Source organism: Thiohalophilus thiocyanatoxydans, assembly GCF_004366735.1.
GTDB lineage: Bacteria > Pseudomonadota > Gammaproteobacteria > UBA6429 > Thiohalophilaceae > Thiohalophilus > Thiohalophilus thiocyanatoxydans.
In genome coordinates this window covers 191,492-210,609 of the sequence record NZ_SOQX01000003.1, presented here as the reverse complement: position 1 = coordinate 210,609, position 19,118 = coordinate 191,492, and the positions used below count along the sequence as shown (strand labels likewise).

Below are 19,118 nucleotides of genomic sequence, written 5' to 3'. Positions count from 1 at the left end.
CGCACCTTGACGTCCGGCGCCGCCGGCGTTTTTGTTCTTTGGCAACCGGATTAAGGAAAAGCTTGTGCACCCGATGTTGAATATCGCGGTTCGCGCGGCGCGTGATGCTGGTTTTATCATCGCCCGTAACGCGGACAAGGTCGACACTCTGACCATCACCGAAAAAGCCGACAACGATTTTGTCAGCGAGGTAGACCGGCGCGCCGAACAGGCGATCATCCGCACCCTGCACAAGGCTTATCCGGACCACAGTATCCTGGCCGAGGAGAGCGGCAGCCATGCCGGCAACGACTACGAGTGGATTATTGATCCGCTCGACGGCACCACCAACTTCGTGCATAACTTCCCGCAATACGCGGTCTCCATCGCCCTGCGCCACAAGAACCGGCTGGAGCAGGCGGTGGTCTACGATCCCCTGCGCGAGGAGCTGTTCACCGCCAGCCGGGGCGAAGGCGCCCAGCTCAACGGCAAGCGCATTCGCGTAACCCCCCGTCGCACCCTGGAAGGCGCCCTGCTGGGCACCGGGATCCCCTTCCGTGACGAGCATATGCCCTACATGGACGCCTATCTGCAGATGATGCAGGCGCTGCTCCCCGGCAGCGCCGGAATCCGCCGCGCCGGCTCGGCGGCCCTGGATCTGGCCTACGTGGCCGCCGGCCGCCTCGACGGCTTCTGGGAATTCGGTCTCAACAGCTGGGACATGGCCGCCGGCGTGCTGCTGATCGAGGAGGCCGGGGGACTGGTCAGCGACTTCAGCGGCAACGCCAACCACATGAAAAACGGCAATATCGTCACCGCCAACCCCCGCCTGTTCAAGGCCATGCTGCAGAAAATCCGTCCCTTCGTCCCCGACGACCTCAAGGGTTGAGCTCTCTTTTCGGTAAAAAGAGACGAACGCAGAGGCGCAAAGACGCAGAGGATCGCAGAGAATGAATATAATAATAATCCAGGCAACGGCGTATCGTAGCTCAGGTTGCGCATAGCGCTACCTGAGACTCACCCACTAGCCAATTGTCACGCAGGCTGTCGCCAGCGTGACCTACATCCTTTTTCAGCATCAAGGACTAACCCAAAGGCGCAGCCCAGGCGCCACCACGCAGGCGGGGACGCTGGTGGTTTTTTGCTCGTCACCCCGGCACATCGGGGGCAAAATTCATTTGACCGAGATCAAAAATTCATGCTTACTAGTCAGTAACCGTACACATCACCAGAATATTCAACCCGAATATTTATTAAGGAGGGGATGGTGAAACGTAGTGCTTTCGCTTTAATCGCACCGCCGGTGGCGGTCTGCCGCTATGGCTGTGCCGGCTGTTGCGCCGCACCGATCTCAGTATTCTGGATTGCCGGCATTATCAGCCTCATATACGCATTTTTCGGCGGCCCGCTTGGCGTTGAGGGCATCAGTCTCGGCACCCTGGCACTGGGTGCGGCCCTGTGGGGCATTGCCGCCGTCTGGGCGGAGACGGTCATCAGGAACGTGGAAGAGGATGAAAACGATCCCGAATGCGAAACCCGCAGCAGCACAGTCTGTCGCATGGTCCGTCCCCGCGCCGATGACTCGGACCCGATGGACGAAGTGAAAAAATTCCAGTCCCGCTAAAACAAAAAGCCCGCAACCGCGGGCTTTTTGCACTCCGTCTCACGGCCAATTGAAAACGCGGAGTTCGCAGAGGCGCGGAGACGCAGAGTTAAAATAATAGAATTGCAAAAGTGAATTTGGCCATTCTGGTTAATTCGCTTTTCACCATCACTTCTCGTAATGCAACACGAAATTCACTTCTCCGCGACTCAGCGCCTCCGCGCGCTCTGCGATTATTTCCAGAGACTTGATTTCAAAGCTCATGGCCGGGTTGATCGGCGCCCTCTTTTTCCACCGGGATCAGGTTCGCGCTGTTGACGTTCAGTGCCAGGGCAACACTGCTGGCCACATAAATGGACGAGTAGGTCCCGATAATGATACCCACCAGCAGCGCCGCGGCGAAGGAGTGGATCATCTCCCCACCGAGGAAAAACATGGCCAGGACCACCAGCAGGGTCGTCAGGGAAGTGACCACCGTGCGCGACAGCGTCTGGTTCAGCGAGGTATTGATCACCTCCGGTGGCTGACTCTTGCGCATGCGCAGGAAATTCTCCCGGATACGATCAAACACCACGATGGTATCGTTCAACGAGTAGCCGATCACGGCAAGCACCGCCGCCAGCACGGTCAGATCGAAATCCATCTGGGTAACGGAGAAAAAGCCGATTACGATCACCACATCGTGAATCAGTGCCGCGATGGAGCCGACCGCAAAGCGCCATTCGAAACGGGCCATGACATAAATCAGAATAAAGGCCAGTGCGATCAACATCGCCAGCCCGCCATCATCGCGCAGCTCCTCACCGATTTGCGGACCGACAAATTCCTGACGCCGCATCTCGACCGACTCATCCTCGGCTCTCAGGGCCTTGAGAATATCGTCACTCAGAGCCGCATTGATCTGCCCCTCTTGCGGGGCCAGACGAATCATGACATCGCGGGAACTGCCAAAGTGCTGCACCACGGCATTATCGTAACCGGCGCGGCCAATCGCGCTACGGATTTCGTCCAGCTCCGCCGGCTCACTGTAGCCGACTTCCAGCAACGTGCCGCCGGTAAAATCGAGACCGAAATTCAGTCCGCGCGTCGCCAGTGAGACAACGGCAATTATGAGCAATACTGCGGTCAGAAAGAGCGCGTAATGACGTTTACCGGTAAAATCGTAATTGGTGTTCTGGAAAATCTGCATGACGCGAATCCTGTTGCCTTAAATAGACAGTTTGCGCAGTTTCTTGCCCGCGACCGCCAGATTAACGATGGCGCGGGTACCCATAATGGCGGTGAACATGGAGGTGATGATCCCGATCGACAGGGTAATCGCGAACCCCTTGATCGGACCGGTTCCAAAAACAAACAGCACCACGGCGGCGATCAGGGTAGTAATGTTGGCATCGGCGATGGTCGACAGGGCCTTGGCATAGCCGGAACTGATCGAGGCCTGGGGCGAATTGCCATTTTGTAACTCCTCGCGAATACGCTCGAAGATCAGCACATTGGCATCGACCGCCATCCCCACAGTCAGCACGATTCCGGCGATCCCCGGCAGGGTCAGCGTGGCCTGCAACATGGAGAGTACCGCCACGATCAGCACCAGGTTTGTCACCAGCGCCACATTGGCCACCAGGCCGAAGCCGCGATACCAGAAGGCCATGAAGGCGAGCACCAGAATCATGCCGATCAGTACCGAACTGGTTCCCTGGTTAATATTATCCTGGCCCATGCTGGGACCGATGGTGCGTTCTTCGATGATCCGGATCGGTGCGGCCAGCGCCCCGGCACGCAGCAGCAGCGCCAGTTCGCTGGATTCATTCGGCTCAAGGCCGGTTATCTGGAAACGCTTGCTCAGTACACCGCGGATGGTCGCTACATTGATCACTTCCTCGACCTTGCGGGTCACGACCTTCTCTTCGCCGTCTTCATGAGTAATCTCGGGCTTGTACTCGATGAAGACCACCGCCATCGGCTGGCCGATGTTCTTCTTGGTCACACTGGCCATGCGGCTGGCACCGGCGCCGTCCAGATTGACGAACACCGCCGGGGAACCGCTCTCCTCATCGAAGCCGGCGGTCGCATTGGTGATGCGTTCACCGGTGATGATCACCCGTTTTTTGAGCAAAATCGGATCGCCGTTACGCTCTTCATAGAGCCGTGAACCAAAAGGAACCCGGCCCCGCTGCGCTTCACGCACGTCATTTTCCACATCGACAAGGCGGAACTCCAGCGTCGCGGTAGCGCTGATGACGGTCTTGACCTGGGCACTGTCCTGTACCCCCGGCAACTGGATAACAACCCGTTCCTCACCCTGGCGCTGGACGATCGGCTCGGCTACCCCCAGCTCGTTGATACGATTACGCAGGGTCGTAATGTTTTGCTTGACCGCCGCCTTCTTGATTTCCGTTATTGCACTATCCGCCAGGCTGGCAACAAGATAATAAGCCCCGTTACGTTCCTGCTCGATCAGTTGCAGATCGCGCCGCTCGGCACTGATAGCGGTATCGGCTGCCTCACGCTCTTCGTCACTGGAAAAACGCAGCTCCACTGCTCCGTCTTTCTGGGTGACCGAGCGATAGCGAACTTTCGCCTCCCGCAGGATAGTGCGCATCTCATTGCTCATATCCTCGTAGGTCTGCTCCATCACCGTGTCGGTGTCCACTTCCATCAGAAAGTGCAGACCACCCCGCAAATCCAGCCCCAGGTACATCGGCAGCGCACCAAGCCCGGTCAGCCAGGACGGTGCCGCCGGCGCCAGGTTCATTGCCGCGACATAATCATCCCCCATTTCCGAACGGAGAATGTCGTTCGCCTTGAGCTGCTCATCGACATCGGCAAAACGTACCAACATACCCTGTTCATCCAGCGTAATCCGGCTATAGGGAATATCATTGCCTTCCAGCAGCTCCCGAACCCGATGGTGTGCCGCACTGTCGACCTGCCCCTCGCCGGTGGCGGAGATCTGAATCGAGGGATCCGTGCCGTAAACATTGGGCAAGGCGTAAACAAGGCCTGTTACCAGAATCAACAGGATCAGAAGATATTTCCAGAGTGGGTACTGATTGAGCATGAAACACGTTCCCGGATTGAGTTCGCGGCGGGCTTTAAGCCCCGCCGCGCGAAGTGTTTGTCGTTATTCTTTGTTGATGGTCTTCAGAGTTCCCTTGGGCAACACATTGACCACCGACTGCTTTTGCAATTTGACCTCGATGTTATCGGCCAGTTCCAGGTTGACATATTCGTCGCCCACTTCGGTCACTTTACCCACCAGGCCGCCGTTGGTTACAACCTCGTCACCCTTGGACAGTGCGGATACGAGGTTACGATGTTCCTTGGCGCGTTTTTGCTGCGGGCGAATCAGCAAAAAATAGAAAATCACGAAGATCCCGACAAAAAAGATCAGCTGCGACATGATATTGGGTTCCTGGGCTGCCGGGGCCGCCTGGGCCATCGCATCGGAAATGAAAAAGCTCATAATCTGTCCCTTGCATTTTGGAGGTTAGAGAGGCGCTATTATGACATAGCAGGCAGCGCTTGCGAGCGTTTGTCATAGAAATCGGCCACGAATCCGCCCAGATTCCCCGCCGCAATCGCCGCGCGCAACTGCGCCATAAGCTGCTGATAGTAGTGCAGGTTATGCAGGGTATTGAGCCGGGCACCGAGAATCTCCCCGGTCTTGTCCAGGTGACGCAGATAGGCGCGGCTGTAATGGCGGCAGGTGTAGCAGTCGCAGGTCTCGTCCAGCGGCCGGGTGTCGGTGCGAAACTGGCTGTTGCGGATGCGCAGCAGCCCGGTGGAAGTGAAAATGAAGCCGTTGCGGGCGTTACGGGTCGGCATCACGCAATCGAACATATCGATGCCCCGGCGCACCCCTTCGACCAGATCCTCCGGCTTGCCCACCCCCATCAGATAACGGGGCGTATCGACCGGCATCCGCGGACCCAGATAGTCCAGAATCCGCAGCATATCTTCTTTCGGTTCGCCCACCGACAGGCCGCCGATGGCATAGCCATCAAAACCCATCCGCGTCAGGCCGTCGAGCGATGCCTGGCGCAACGACTCGTACATGCCGCCCTGAACGATCCCGAACAGGGCGGCGGCGTTGTCGCCGTGGGCAACCTTGCAGCGCTCGGCCCAGCGCAGCGACAGTTCCATAGACGTGCGGGCCTCCGCTTCGCTGGCCGGATAGGGCGTGCATTCATCGAAGACCATCACAATATCCGAGCCCAGTGTCCGCTGCACCGCCATCGACTCTTCCGGCCCCATGAAGTGCCGGCTGCCGTCCACCGGCGAGGCAAAATCGACCCCCGCCTCGGACAGCTTGCGCAACTTGCCCAGGCTCCAGACCTGAAAACCGCCCGAATCGGTCAGGATCGGCCCGTCCCAGTGCATGAAATCATGCAAGTCGCCATGCGCCTCGATCACCTCGGTACCGGGGCGCAACATCAGGTGAAAGGTGTTGCCCAGCACGATCTCCGCGCCCAGCTCGCGCAACTCCTCGGGGGTCATCGCCTTGACCGTGCCATAGGTCCCCACCGGCATAAACGCCGGCGTCTCCACCGTCCCGCGATCGAACGTCAACCGCCCGCGCCGGGCCTCGCCATCGGATTGCAATAATTCAAATTTCACCGAAAATCTTCACTCTATTTAAATGCTCTGGAAAAATAACGCGGAGTTCGCAGAGGCGCGGAGACGCAGAGAAAATAATTTTGAATTGTGAATGGAAGCCGTCCCCTGAAATTCAAAATTTAGAATTCAACATTCAAAATTATATTTTCACACACTCCGCGCCTCTGCGTCTCCGCGCCCTCTGCGTTGAATATCCATCACTCACTACGAGTGAGGTACATGGCGTCGCCGTAGCTGAAGAAGCGGTAGCGCTGTTCGACGGCGTGGCGGTAGGCGCGCATGACGTTGTCGTAGCCGGCGAAGGCGCAGACCAGCATCAGCAGGGTCGATTCGGGCAGATGGAAGTTGGTGATCAGCCCGTCGACGATCTGAAATTCATAGCCCGGATAGATAAAGATATCCGTGTCGCCGGTGAACGGTTGCAGTTGTCCGTCGCGTACGGCGGATTCCAGACAACGCACGCTGGTGGTGCCCACCGCGATCACCCGCCCGCCCCGCTGGCGGGTCTGTTCAACCTGCTGGCAAACAGTCTCGTTCACCTCGACCCATTCGGCGTGCATGTGATGTTCGCGAATATTCTCCACCCTCACAGGCTGAAAGGTGCCGGCGCCGACATGCAGGGTAACCCAGGCGGTTTCGATCCCCTGCCGGGCCAGCTGGGCCAGCAGGGCCTCATCAAAATGGAGTCCGGCAGTGGGCGCGGCCACCGCACCGGGGCGTCGGGCAAAGACGGTCTGGTAGCGCTCCCGATCCGCCTGTTCATCGGCACGGCGGATATACGGTGGCAGCGGCATGTGTCCCAGCTCGTCCAGTATCGCCAGCAGGGTGCGTTCGGGATCGTCACGATCGGTGAGCCGCAGACGAAACAGTTCTCCCTCACGACCCAGTACCGTCGCACTCACGCTATCGCTCAAATGCAGTGTCGTGCCCGCCTTCGGGCTTTTGCTGGCGCGCACGTGGGCCAGCAAGTCAGTGTCATCGAGCAACCGCTCCACCAGCACCTCGATCTGCCCGCCGCTCGCCTTGTGCCCGAACAACCGTGCCGGAATCACCCGCGTATCGTTCATCACCAACAGATCGCCGGCCTGCAGCAGCTCCGGCAAGTCCACAAACTGCCGATCCGCGATCTCGCCCGTGACGCCCAGGCACAGCAGACGACTGTCCCGTCGCTGAGCGGCGGGAACCTGGGCAATCAGCTCCTCGGGCAGATCAAAATGAAAATCCTGGCATCGCATGGCGGCGCATAGTAGCAGATTTGAACCCCTTCGACCCCAAACGCCCTTACAACCGCCGCCCGATTTGCCTATAATGGCCGCCGCAATGGCGCTCTGGTGGAATTGGTAGACACGCGGCACTCAAAATGCCGTGGGGCAACCCGTCCCGGTTCGAGTCCGGGGAGCGCTACCAACTTAAACACAGGGACGAGTTACGAGGGCCGAGGAAAAAGCCCCCTGCCCCTGATTCCTTCCTGAATTTTCCGTCAATGTATTATCGCGTGAGCTGGCAACAATGATACAGAGTCGGGATTACGCAATCGCTTTTCCTCGTCCCTCGTAACTCGTCCCTCGGCCCTGTTATTTGTTATTTATCCGGACGCAAACCCTTGTAGTAGTTGATGAGGCCGTTGGTCGAGGTATCGTGGCTGTCGATCGGGTCGTTGTCGGCCAGTTCCGGCAGGATTTTATCCGCCAGTTGCTTGCCCAGTTCCACGCCCCATTGATCGAAGGAGTTGATGTCCCAGATCACGCCCTGGACGAAAACCTTGTGTTCGTAGAGCGCGATCAACCGTCCGAGGGTGCGGGGATCGAGGGTGTGGAACAAAATCGTATTGGTCGGTTTGTTGCCGGGAAAGACGCGGTATGGCAACAGCCGCTCGATCTCCGCCTCATCCAGCCCCTGGGCCTGCATATCGGTTCGGGCCTCGGCTTCGGTCTTGCCGCGCATGAATGCCTCGGTCTGGGCGAAGACGTTGGACATCAGGGTACGATGGTGATCACGAATACAGTGCAGACTGGTGATCGGCGCGATAATATCCGCCGGAATCAACTTGGTGCCCTGATGCATCAATTGATAAAACGCATGCTGGCCGGTGATCCCCAGCTGACCGAACAATACCGGCCCGGTCTCGTAATCGGTAATCGGATTACCCTGGCGATCGACGCTCTTGCCGTTACTCTCCATGTCCATCTGACGCAGGTAATCGGGCAGGTATTTAAGATGCTGATCGTAGGGCAGCACGGCATACGTCTGGGTGCCGAGAAAATTGTTGTACCAGATGCCCAGTAACCCCAGGATCACCGGCATGTTCTGATCCAGCGGCGCGTTACGAAAATGGCGATCCATGTCACAGGCGCCCTGCAACATCGACTCGAAGTGATCCATCCCCACCGAGATGGCGATACTCAGACCGACCGCCGACCACATGGAATAACGCCCGCCGACCCAGTCCCACATGCGAAAGATATTGGACTCGGGAATCCCGAACTCACCCGCGGCGGCAACATTGTCGCTAACGGCGATGAAGTGGCGTTCCATTGCCGAGTCATCCCCGGCCACCCGCCGGAACCAGTTACGCGCGGTCTTGGCATTGACCAGGGTATCGCGGGTGGTAAAGCTCTTGGAGACAATAATAAACAGCGTGGTCTCGGGTTTGATCGATTCCAGGGTGTCGAGAATGTGGTTCTCGTCCACATTGGAGACAAAATGCATCCGTAAATCGTGAATCGCATACGGGCGCAACGCCTCGCAGGCCATCAGCGGTCCCAGATCCGAACCGCCCACCCCGATGTTCACCACATCGGTGATTGGCTGGCCGCTGTAGCCGCGCCAGTGACGGGAGCGTACCGCCTCGCTGAGCTCGCGCATCTGCGCCAGCACCGCCTGCACCTGCGGCAGTACATCCTCCCCGTCCACCCGGATCGGCCCGGCCTCGGGATCACGCAGGGCCGTGTGCAACACGGCCCGCTGCTCGGTATGGTTAATCCGCTCGCCGCTGAACAACCGTTCGATCCAGTCAGGCAAGTCACACTGCCCGGCCAGGGCCTGCAGATGAGCCAGGGTCTCGTCCGTGATCCGGTTCTTGGAATAATCCAGCAACATATCGTCCAGAGTGAGCGAGAAACGGTCGAAACGGGCCGGATCACTCTCGAACAGATCCCGCATAGACACCGATTGCAGCTGTTCGGCGTGGCGGCGCAGCGCCTGCCAGGCTGGCAGGGCGGTGCGGGATAGTGCAGGCTGCGGTTTGGACATGACGGTCACAAATCCTTCATAATTCATTAGCTTACAGGCTTATAAAGATACTACCACGCTATGCTGGCAAGGCAACCATTGTTTGCCGGGCCGTTCGGATCACAGAGAAAATACGCCGTCAATGGACACACCCCACAGTTTGACGGCTATAATGTGCGGTCATTTTGCAACCGAAACAGTCAAACCACCATGGCGGCAGAAAAACAATTCTCGCAAGACGGGTCCCGTCAAACCGGCAATCGGCCTGTGCACGACAAACCGTTGCGCTCCCGGGTCAAGCTGTTCGGCAATATCCTTGGCGAGATCCTGCGCGAGCACGCCGGTGAAGAGGTCTTCAACGCCGTGGAAACGCTGCGCAAGGGCCACATCAGCCTGCGCGAGGCGGACAACCCGAACAAGCGCCGCAAGCTGGCCGAGTATACCGCCACGCTCGATGCCGAGACCCTTGTCCATGTGGTGCGCGCATTCGCTATCTATTTCAGTCTGGTCAATATCGCCGAGGAATCCTTCCAGCATCGCATGCGTCGTCGTGATGCCGGTAAAACCGGCCCCACCTGGAAGGGGTCCTACCACGCCATATTAAAAGAGCTGGAAGGTGACGGTATCGAGCCGGCGCAGGTCCAGACCCTGCTGAACCGGCTGGCCTACATTCCCGTATTCACTGCCCATCCGACCGAGGCGAAACGCCGCACCATTCTTGAGGCCCTGCGACGCATCTTCGTAATCAGCGAAGAGCTGGACATCCCCGGTCTGACACTTAATCAGCGTGAGGAAATTCAGGAGAAGCTGCGCCGCCACATCCGGATTCTGTACAAGACCAACGAGGTACGGGTGGACAAGCCGCAGGTGCTGGACGAGGTCAAAAACGGGCTCTATTACTTCAAGGAATCGCTGTTCGATGCGGTGCCGGAGACCTACCGCAACCTGGAAAAATCCCTTAACCATATCTATGGCCGTGACCACGGTGTGAGCGTGCCGAGCTTCATTCGCTTCGGCTCCTGGATCGGCGGCGACCGCGACGGCAATCCGTTCGTCAAGCCGGAAACCACTGTCAAGGCCGTCAACATGATGGCCCATGCCGCCGTCGAGGAATACGCCGAGCGCGTCCGCGGTCTGAGCCGGACCCTGACCCACTCTTCCCAGCTGTGCGAACCCAACGCCGCCTTTAACGACAGCCTGCAAGGGGATGAACAGCGGTACCCGCACATCTTTGCCGACCATCCGCACCGTTTTAAACAGGAACCTTATCGGCGCAAGCTGTTCCTCATGCACAAGCGCCTGCAGGCGACCCTGGACAAGCTGCAGTCACGTATCGCCGATGCCGAGTATGTCGGCCTGGGTTGCGGTTATATCAACGAACACGAACTGCTCAAGGATCTTTCTTTGATCCGCGATTCGCTCATCAGTCACGGCGACCGGGTCATCGCCGACGGTGAGCTGCAGAACCTGATCCGACTGGTGGAAACCTTTGGTTTCTATCTGGCTCATCTGGATATTCGTCAGGAATCGACCATTCACACCGAAACGGTCAGCGAAATCATTCGCCAGATCGACGGCAGCGACTACGCCGCGCTGGATGAAGATGGCCGGCTGCACAAACTGGCTGAACTGATTCGCCAGCCGCCCGCGGAGATCGACACTGAAAAACTGAGCGAGATGAGCCGGGAGACCTTCGAGGTATTCCAGGTCATGACCCGGCTGCGCGAGGAAGTCAGCCCGCACGCCTTTGGCAGTTACGTCATCTCCATGACCCATCAGGCCAGTCATGTACTGGAAGTGATGTTCCTCGGCTGGCTGGCCGGACTGGCCGGCTACCGTGACGGTGAGCCGTTCTGCCATATTCATATTTCGCCGCTGTTCGAGACGGTCAACGACCTGGCCCATATCGAACCGGTGATGAACCGCCTGCTGGATATTCCGACCTATACCGAACTGCTCAAAGCCGCGGACAACACCCAGGAAGTGATGCTGGGTTATTCCGACTCCTGCAAGGACGGCGGCATTCTCGCCTCCACCTGGAACCTGTATCAGGCCCAGCAGCAGATCACCGCCCTGACCCAGCAACGCGGCATCCGCCTGCGCCTGTTCCACGGTCGCGGCGGCACCATGGGCCGCGGCGGCGGCCCGACCCATGACTCGATCCTGTCGCAACCGACCGGTACTGTACACGGCGAGATCAAGTTCACCGAACAGGGTGAAGTGCTCTCCTATAAATACAGCAACCAGGAGACCGCCGTTTACGAGCTAACCATGGGCATTACTGGACTGCTCAAGGCCAGTCGCAACCTGATCGAACCGCCGCCGCCGGATAACCCCGAATACCTGGATATCATGGCGCAACTGGCCAAAACCGGTGAACAACATTATCGCGAACTGACCGATAACACCCCCGGCTTTCTGGATTACTTCTACGAAGCCACCCCGGTATCGGAGATCGGGCTGCTCAACATCGGCTCGCGCCCCTCGCATCGCAAGAAAACCGATCGCTCCAAGGAGTCGGTGCGCGCCATCGCCTGGGTCTTCGGCTGGGCCCAGTCGCGCCATACGATCCCCGCGTGGTACGGCATCGGCATGGCCCTGGAAAAATGGGTCGGTCGCAGTCCGGAAAAACTGCAAAAGCTGCAGGAGATGTACCAGCAATGGCCCTTCTTCAGCGCCCTGCTGAGCAATACCCAGATGTCACTGTTCAAGGCCGACATGCACATCGCCCGCGATTACGCCGATCTGTGCAAGGATCCGCAAACTGCGGACACCATCTACAAGATGATCAACGCCGAATACAACCGCACCCGTCTGCGCGTGCTCGAAGCCGCCCGGCTGCAGGAACTGATGGCCGAAACCCCCAACCTCGCCCTCTCCCTCACCCGGCGCAACCCCTACCTGGATCCCCTCAACCAGATCCAGCGCATCCTCATCGAGCGTTTCCGCGACGAATCAATCAGCGAGGAAGACCGCAACCAATGGCTCAACCCGCTACTGCGCAGCATCAACGCCATCGCCGCGGGTATGCGAAACACCGGTTAAATCTGGAATGCACTGTTTCAGCAGTGAATTCCATTTCTCCAGAATAGTAAAAAAACGCGGAGGACGCGGAGTCGCGGAGTCGCAGAGAATACAAAGTGACAATTTTGGATTTTGAATGACAATTTCAAAGAACAATTCAGCATCCAAAATTACTTTACGCACTCCGCGCCCGCTGCGTTCATTTCCAGGGATAGTTCCGTTGGTCACGCTGGCTCCGCCTGTGTGACTTCTTTATTATTTATTGGCGCTCACTTACTCGCGTTTGTCAGGTAGCGCTGCACGCAACCTGACCTACAGGCAGATATTAAGTCAAATGTGGGATCGCAATTCAAAATCAAAAATTCAATATTTATAATTGTCTTTTCGCCTTCTCTGCGTCTCCGCGCCTCCGCGTCCTCTGCGTTCATTTCCAGAGAAAGTGAAAAAGGGACCAGGCAAGCTGGACGGGAATGGTGTTGCGGGCGTGGGTAATGGGGTTATTTCGTCGAGGCAGACGCTTCCGGGTTTGTTATTGAATAGAAAAGGGCCGGTAAACCGGCCCTTTGCATGATCAAGTTTTTTGCTAACAAGCTTACGGACGGATGTAGGCGTAGCCCTGTTCCTGCAGTTCGACTATCCGGGCGACACCACCGGGAACCACTTCTACCCCCTTGGCCAGGGCAGGCTTTTTACCTTTTTTGCTTTCTATCTTGGCCATGGTATTGGAACAGGCATTGAAGTTGATATTCTGCATTGCCATGCTCTCGACCCGATCGGCATTATCGCCGTTTTTGGAAAGCAGGCCGAGCCCCGGTCCATAGGCGACAATCTGCACGTCAACATTATCCATTCCGTATGCTTTTTGCAGGTTTGCCGCATTATTCAGGGCAATTTTCTGGGTACGGGGATCATCCGTGCTGACCTGAATGATCACCTTGTGATCCGCATCCATCGATCCCGCCAGGGCGCTCTGCCCCAGAAAAACAGTGGCCAGTACCGCCGAAACCAGTCCACCTTTTACAAAATTCGTCACTTTATGCATAGTAATCTCCTCAAATAGCTCTTATGACATTTTTAATTATATCGTTATTGTTTAATAAACAACGCCGGGTAAATCAGCGTTGTTATTCTGATAGTGAGACACCTCACCATCTGCTACTCAAAAACATTACCTTTAACCAGGTACCAATGCAACCCGCCGGCGTATAAATCGATCTGAAGCGGTTTAATCAAGGATGTTTTTGAGCCACGGAAAACTAACACCAAGATAAGCACATGCGAATAATCGCAAAGAAGTTTATGTAATGTCGTCGAACGTCAGCAAGCAACGTTGGTGACATCCGAAATTATCTTCAGGGTTCGTTTTACTGGAACACCGAATTCACAGAACACACCGAACGTGGTTAACTGGTTTACAAGGCTTTTAACGCAGAGGTGCAAAGAAAATAAAGTGACAATTCTAAGTATTGAATTTTGAGGTTTGAATGACAATATTCACCGATAAATTCAGAATTCAAAATTACTTTGCGTTCTCCGCGTCTCCGCGTCCTCTGCGTTATTTTCCAGAGCGTTGGAGAAGAGAATGAAGGTCAGGCGACCTGGACGGGGATGGTGTTGCGGGTATGGGTAATGTCGTTATTTTCGTCAAGGTAGACGAGTTTGGGCTTGTAGGTGGCCAGTTCTTTCTGGTCCAGGCCGACATAGGCGCAGATGATGATCACATCACCGGGGTTGGCCCTGTGCGCGGCGGCGCCATTGACGGAGACAATGCCGGAGCCATCTTCGGCCCGGATGGCGTAAGTGGTAAATCGCTCACCGTTGGTGACGTTGTAGATTTCGATCTGCTCGTATTCCCGGATCCCGGAAACTTCCAGCAGTTTGCCGTCGATGGCGCAGGAGCCTTCGTACTCCAGCTCCGAGTGGGTTACCCGGGCCCGATGCAGTTTGGCCTTCAGCATGGTGGTCATCATGGTCCTGCGCTTCCTCTCTGAATACGAGACTCTTTTCCGGACTGTTTATTTTAGCATGCCCGACGCGGGCTTCCTACCAGACAAGGTCTTCTTTAATAAGGAGTTTTTCGCGCCATCACTTGACAGCGTCGGCGCCTTGCGGCTGCGTGGCGCCGATCCGCAGGTTGTCGATCAGCCGGACCTCGCCAAGGCGGGCGGCGCCCAGAACGACCACCGGCCGCCCGGCAGCGGGAGGCTGCAGGGTGGCGGCATCGCGCAGGCTGATATATTCGGGGGCAAACCCGGCATCCGCAAGCCGCGCCATCGCCGCCGCCTCCAGCGCGCTCAAATCGATCTCACCCGCGCGCCACTGCTCGCCGACCCACTGCAGGGTGGCGTATAACGCGGGTGCCTGGCGGCGTTCGGGCGCCCTGAGCCGGCTGTTGCGCGAGCTCATGGCCAGGCCGTCCGCTTCCCGGCGGGTTGGCAGGCCGATCACTTCCACGGGCATATTCAGATCGGCCGCCAGCTTGCGCACCACCAGCAACTGCTGATAATCCTTCTCGCCAAACAGTGCGAGATCCGGCAGCACCGCCTGAAACAGCTTGGTCACGACCGTGGCGACGCCGGTGAAATGGCCGGGGCGATGTGCGCCTTCCAGTTCGCTCGTCAACTGCGGCACCTCCACCCGGGTCACACTTTCGCGTCCTTCGGGATACATGGCCGCCTCGTCCGGGGCGAACACGGCGGCCACATCCAGTGCCGCCAGTTGCTGGCGATCCTGCTCAAACGTCCGGGGATAGTGCCGGTAGTCCGCGGCCTCGTTGAATTGCAGCGGATTGACGAAGATACTGACCACTACCCTGTCGCCCCGGCGCGCGGCCTCGCGGACCAGGCTCAGGTGGCCTTCATGCAAATTGCCCATGGTCGGCACAAAGGCAATGCGCCAGCCGGCGGCCCGCCACGACAGGCTTTGCAGCTGCATGTCGCGTACGGCATGGATGATCTGCATGAATGCCTAGTCAGTCTGCTTGCAGCGATAGACGTCATAGACCCGCTTGCCATCCTCGATTCCGGTAGTGGCAACGATGGTATCGCCTTTGAGATCGACCGCATGGTTACGCGCCAGGACTTCCAGCTCCTCTTGCATGGTCTCTTCCTTGCGCTCGACACCCGCCACGGTGGACTTGACCGAGACGGTGGTCTTGCCCAGTCGTTTGCAACCCTCGACATGTTGCGCCTCGACCACCCGGACCTGTTCGGCGGCCGGATCCAGCTTGACCCAGCTGCAACCCTGCAGGGCTACCAGTGCCAGTACCACGAAAAGCTTTTTCATACTGTTCTCCAGAGAAACGTTGTTTTACTTAGAACCTTACACGTTCTCAAGGTTCGCTTATTGATAGGTATGCTCCGCTTGCGGGAACTCGCCGGCTTTGACCTGGCGCACATATTCGGCAATCGCCGCGTTGACGCCCATGCCCGGGCCCAGTTCAGCCAGAAAGTCTTTCACAAAACGGGGCCGTTTGCCGGGGGTCATACCCAGCAGATCGTAGATCACCAGCACCTGGCCGTCGCACTCGGCGCCCGCGCCGATGCCGATGGTGGGAATCGACACCGCGGCGGTAATCCGGGCGGCCAGTTGGTGCGGGATACACTCCAGCACCACCAGCCCCGCGCCGGCCGCTTCCAGGGCCACGGCATCCTCGATCATCCGCCGGGCAGCGTCGGCATCGCGCCCCTGAACCTTGTAACCGCCCAGCTCGTTCACCGACTGGGGCAACAGCCCGAGATGACCGCAGACCGGCACGCCGTTGTCGACCAGTTGTTTCACCCGCGGTATCAGCGCACCACCGCCTTCCAGCTTGACCATGTCGGCCCCGGCTGCCAGCAGGGCGCGGCCGTTTTCCAGCGCCAGTTCGTCCGTGGTATCACTTTGATAAGGCATATCGGCAATCAGCAACGCCCGTTGTCGGGCCCGGGCGACATGACCGGTATGATAAATCATGTCGGTCATGCTCACCGGCAGGGTCGAATCATGCCCCTGGATCACCATGCCCAGCGAGTCGCCCACCAGCAATACGTCCACCCCGGCCGATTCACACTGACTGGCCAGGCTTGCGTCATAGGCGGTGAGCACCGCGATCTTCTCGCCGCGCTGTTTCATGTCCCGCAACGCGCGGTCATCCAGAGGCGCTGTCGTTTGTGTCTGGGTCATAATTCCAGCGGACCGGGATTGAAATAGTGTCTGCCGCTGCGAATTTTGCTGATCTGGTCCAGCAGCAGCGTGTAATCCTGCGCCTTGTTGGCAAAATCAATTTCGGCGGCATTGACGATCAACAGCGGCGACGCATTATAGTCATGAAAGAACGCCATGTAACTTTCACTCAAGCGGTGCAGATAGTTGGGATCCAGGCTACGTTCATAAGCGCGGCCGCGCTCAGCAATGCGCTTGCGCAACACCTCGACCGGCGCCTGCAGATAGACCACCAGATCGGGTTGCGGACCGCTCACCGCCATATGTTGATATACCTGATCATAGAGCTTGAACTCCTCGGCATCCAGGGTCAGCTCGGCAAACAGCCGATCCTTTTCCATCAGAAAGTCGGCCACGCGCACCGGGGCGAACATATCGCTCTGTTGCAGGGTTTGAATCTGGCGTACCCGTTGGAAGAGGAAAAACAGCTGGGTCTGCAGGGCGGCGGCGCGGGGATTCTCGTAGAAGCGTTCCAGAAAAGGATTGTCGTCGGCGCCCTCGAGAATCAGATCCGAACCGAAAGAGTCGGCCAGGCGCCGGGCCAGCGTGGTCTTGCCCACCCCGATCGGCCCTTCCACCACAATATAGCCGAGAGAACCGCTATCACGCATCGTGCAAACGCTCCGGCCGATCCGCCGCGACCCGGGGCAGGAGCGCCTGCAGGGAGCCGTGACCCGGGATCGTGAAATCCGGCGCGACGATCTCCTGCAATGGATACAACACAAAAGCGCGTTCAGTCATGCCCGGGTGCGGAATGGTTAATCGTTGATCGCTGATCGTTTCCTCGCCATAGAGTAACACATCCAGATCCAGGGGACGCGGGCCCCAGCGTTCTCCCTCGCGCACCCGTCCATGCGTCTGTTCGATCGCCTGCAAGGCATCCAGCAGCGCATGCGGTGACAACCCGGTCTCCAGGACAGCCACCGCGTTGATATAATCCGGCTGATCGGCCGGTCCCATCGGCGCCGAACGATACAACGCGGAGGCCGCGCGCAGGCGCGAGCCGGGCAAGTGCGCCAGTTCGTCCAGCGCCTGTCTCACCTGGGCAAGCGGATCATCAAGATTGCTGCCCAGGGCAATGTAGCTGTCTATCATGTCCGTTTTTTCCGGCGCCGCCGGCCGCGTTTGCTTTTGGTGCCCGGCGACACGGCCTGCAGCATCTCCCGCTGGATCTTTTCATCCGCCTGCTGGAACTCGGTCCACCACTCACACAATTCATCCAGCGGTTCACCGGCCTGTTTGCGCAGTAACAGAAAATCATACCCCGCGCGAAAGCGCGATTGCTCCAGCAACCGCACCGCCCGCTTGCCCTGACGTTTGACCAGACGCGCCTGCATCTGCCAGGTCTCCTTCATCGGCAGGGTGAAGCGTTTGGGAATGGTGATGCGCCGGGTCTGCTGTTGCACCACGTCGCGGCCCGCCTGGTACAGCGCCTGCAGTTCGCTCTCCTCCTGTTCCCGCAACAGGGCCGCCTGCTGCTGTACCGGCGGCCACAACAGCACCCCGAACAAAAAGAACGGGGTTACCGGTTTTTCATCCTGAATGCGCCGATCCGTATTCGCCAGGCCCGCTTCGATAAAGCGCCGGGTATAGCCGTCATCAGTCTCCAGCAGTTCGGCCGTCTGGGGAAACAGAAACTGGAACAGGCCGTATTTGAGCAACAGCTCGAAGGTTTGCACTGCCTGACCGGACATGAACAGTTTCAGCATCTCCTCGAACAGGCGCGCCGGCGGCACATCGAGCAGCCGCTCGCCATGGCGGGCAAACATTGCCTCCAGTTCGGAATCGAGGCTGAAATCCAGTTTGGCCGCAAAGCGCAGGGCGCGCAGCAAGCGTACCGGGTCTTCCTGGATCCGCACATCGGGATCCCCGATCATGCGCAGGCGCTGTTGCGCCAGATCGGCCATGCCACCGGTGTAATCGACGATGGAAAAATCCTCGATGTTGTAATACAGCGCATTGACCGTAAAATCGCGGCGAAAGGCATCTTCTTCCAGTGAGCCGAAAACGTTATCCCGCAAAATCATCCCGTCGGTCATCACCCCGTCCTCATCCCCATCCCGATGCTGGGCCCGGAAGGTGGCTACCTCGATGATGTCCCGCCCGAAATGGACATGCGCCAGGCGAAAACGGCGGCCGATCAGCCGGCAATTGCGAAACAGCTTTTTGACATCCTCGGGGGTGGCGTCGGTCGCCACATCGAAGTCCTTGGGCTGATGGCGCAACAGCAGATCCCGCACCCCGCCGCCGACCAGATAGGCGGCAAAACCGGCCTTTTTCAGCCGATAGAGCACCTTGAGCGCATACTCACTGATGTCGGCGCGGGAAACCGCATGGGCATTACGTGGAATGATTTCTGGCTGCAACGGGTAGTGGCTCGTAATCGATTCATTATTAAAGCAATTTGATTAGCGTCCGATAATAACAAAAAATCGGCGCAATCATGCACTTTTCGCCA

18 protein-coding genes and 1 tRNA gene are annotated in these 19,118 nt (G+C 58.0%); 4 read left to right on the top strand and 15 right to left on the bottom strand.

The genetic code is table 11. The features are described 5' to 3' along the window. Positions 1–64 precede the first annotated feature (64 nt). The gene (suhB, locus tag EDC23_RS07930) at positions 65–868 is read left to right on the top strand and encodes an inositol-1-monophosphatase (RefSeq protein WP_134083140.1); all 804 of its coding nucleotides are present in this window, start codon (positions 65–67) and stop codon (positions 866–868) included. A gap of 378 nt (positions 869–1,246) precedes the next feature. Further along, positions 1,247–1,603, top strand: coding sequence for a hypothetical protein (locus EDC23_RS07925; RefSeq protein WP_134083137.1), 357 nt, complete (start codon positions 1,247–1,249; stop codon positions 1,601–1,603). A gap of 232 nt (positions 1,604–1,835) precedes the next feature. Here EDC23_RS07925 and secF read toward each other — a convergent pair whose 3' ends face one another. The 5 genes from secF to queA form a co-directional block, all read right to left on the bottom strand. After that, positions 1,836–2,771 carry a protein translocase subunit SecF gene (gene secF / locus EDC23_RS07920; protein WP_134083134.1) on the bottom strand — a complete coding sequence of 312 codons (936 nt, stop codon included), beginning with the start codon at positions 2,769–2,771 and terminating at the stop codon, positions 1,836–1,838. Positions 2,772–2,789: 18 nt separating this feature from the next. Further along, on the bottom strand, positions 2,790–4,643 hold the full coding sequence (gene secD / locus EDC23_RS07915) for a protein translocase subunit SecD (RefSeq protein WP_134083131.1): 1,854 nt from the start codon (positions 4,641–4,643) through the stop codon (positions 2,790–2,792). 63 nt (positions 4,644–4,706) lie between these two features. After that, complete coding sequence (gene yajC / locus EDC23_RS07910) at positions 4,707–5,048, bottom strand: preprotein translocase subunit YajC (RefSeq protein WP_134083128.1); 342 nt, start codon at positions 5,046–5,048, stop codon at positions 4,707–4,709. A 38-nt stretch (positions 5,049–5,086) separates the two neighbouring features. Next, positions 5,087–6,202 carry a tRNA guanosine(34) transglycosylase Tgt gene (gene tgt / locus EDC23_RS07905; protein ID WP_134083125.1) on the bottom strand — a complete coding sequence of 372 codons (1,116 nt, stop codon included), beginning with the start codon at positions 6,200–6,202 and terminating at the stop codon, positions 5,087–5,089. Positions 6,203–6,399: 197 nt separating this feature from the next. Then, positions 6,400–7,437 (bottom strand): tRNA preQ1(34) S-adenosylmethionine ribosyltransferase-isomerase QueA, encoded by a 1,038-nt coding sequence (gene queA, locus EDC23_RS07900; RefSeq protein WP_134083122.1) that lies wholly within the window; start codon positions 7,435–7,437, stop codon positions 6,400–6,402. A gap of 87 nt (positions 7,438–7,524) precedes the next feature. On the opposite strand from queA, the gene EDC23_RS07895 reads away from it, so the two are divergent. Next, positions 7,525–7,609: transfer RNA gene (locus EDC23_RS07895), tRNA-Leu, on the top strand. 174 nt (positions 7,610–7,783) lie between these two features. On the opposite strand, the gene pgi is transcribed toward EDC23_RS07895, so the two are convergent. Continuing rightward, entirely contained in the window at positions 7,784–9,454 is a 1,671-nt protein-coding gene (gene pgi, locus EDC23_RS07890) for a glucose-6-phosphate isomerase (RefSeq protein ID WP_134083119.1), read from the bottom strand. A 189-nt stretch (positions 9,455–9,643) separates the two neighbouring features. Between pgi and ppc the strand changes: the two genes are divergently transcribed. Beyond that, complete coding sequence (ppc, locus tag EDC23_RS07885; RefSeq protein ID WP_134083116.1) at positions 9,644–12,478, top strand: phosphoenolpyruvate carboxylase; 2,835 nt, start codon at positions 9,644–9,646, stop codon at positions 12,476–12,478. Here the strand turns inward: ppc and EDC23_RS07880 are convergent. The 9 genes from EDC23_RS07880 to pcnB all read right to left on the bottom strand — a co-directional run bounded on the left by EDC23_RS07880 (position 12,428) and on the right by pcnB (position 19,026). After that, the gene (locus tag EDC23_RS07880) at positions 12,428–12,685 is read right to left on the bottom strand and encodes a hypothetical protein (RefSeq protein ID WP_134083113.1); all 258 of its coding nucleotides are present in this window, start codon (positions 12,683–12,685) and stop codon (positions 12,428–12,430) included. The two genes, ppc and EDC23_RS07880, sit on opposite strands and share 51 nt — an antisense overlap. A gap of 364 nt (positions 12,686–13,049) precedes the next feature. Next, positions 13,050–13,499: a DsrE family protein gene (locus EDC23_RS07875; protein ID WP_208321322.1), complete on the bottom strand. Its 450-nt coding sequence runs from the start codon at positions 13,497–13,499 to the stop codon at positions 13,050–13,052. A 547-nt stretch (positions 13,500–14,046) separates the two neighbouring features. Further along, entirely contained in the window at positions 14,047–14,427 is a 381-nt protein-coding gene (gene panD / locus EDC23_RS07870; RefSeq protein ID WP_134083110.1) for an aspartate 1-decarboxylase, read from the bottom strand. Positions 14,428–14,542: 115 nt separating this feature from the next. Then, the gene (gene panC, locus EDC23_RS07865) at positions 14,543–15,418 is read right to left on the bottom strand and encodes a pantoate--beta-alanine ligase (RefSeq protein ID WP_134083107.1); all 876 of its coding nucleotides are present in this window, start codon (positions 15,416–15,418) and stop codon (positions 14,543–14,545) included. Between the two features lie 6 nt (positions 15,419–15,424). Beyond that, positions 15,425–15,742, bottom strand: a complete 318-nt coding sequence (locus EDC23_RS07860; RefSeq protein WP_134083105.1) for a DUF4156 domain-containing protein — start codon at positions 15,740–15,742, stop codon at positions 15,425–15,427. Positions 15,743–15,799: 57 nt separating this feature from the next. Further along, positions 15,800–16,621 (bottom strand): 3-methyl-2-oxobutanoate hydroxymethyltransferase, encoded by an 822-nt coding sequence (gene panB, locus EDC23_RS07855; RefSeq protein ID WP_134083102.1) that lies wholly within the window; start codon positions 16,619–16,621, stop codon positions 15,800–15,802. Beyond that, complete coding sequence (locus EDC23_RS07850; protein ID WP_134083099.1) at positions 16,618–17,271, bottom strand: deoxynucleoside kinase; 654 nt, start codon at positions 17,269–17,271, stop codon at positions 16,618–16,620. Before EDC23_RS07850 ends, panB begins: the two co-directional genes overlap by 4 nt. Beyond that, on the bottom strand, positions 17,264–17,755 hold the full coding sequence (folK, locus tag EDC23_RS07845) for a 2-amino-4-hydroxy-6-hydroxymethyldihydropteridine diphosphokinase (protein WP_134083097.1): 492 nt from the start codon (positions 17,753–17,755) through the stop codon (positions 17,264–17,266). The genes EDC23_RS07850 and folK overlap by 8 nt, the downstream gene beginning before the upstream one ends. Continuing rightward, positions 17,752–19,026 (bottom strand): polynucleotide adenylyltransferase PcnB, encoded by a 1,275-nt coding sequence (gene pcnB, locus EDC23_RS07840; protein ID WP_243830742.1) that lies wholly within the window; start codon positions 19,024–19,026, stop codon positions 17,752–17,754. The genes folK and pcnB overlap by 4 nt, the downstream gene beginning before the upstream one ends. Positions 19,027–19,118: the final 92 nt, after the last annotated feature.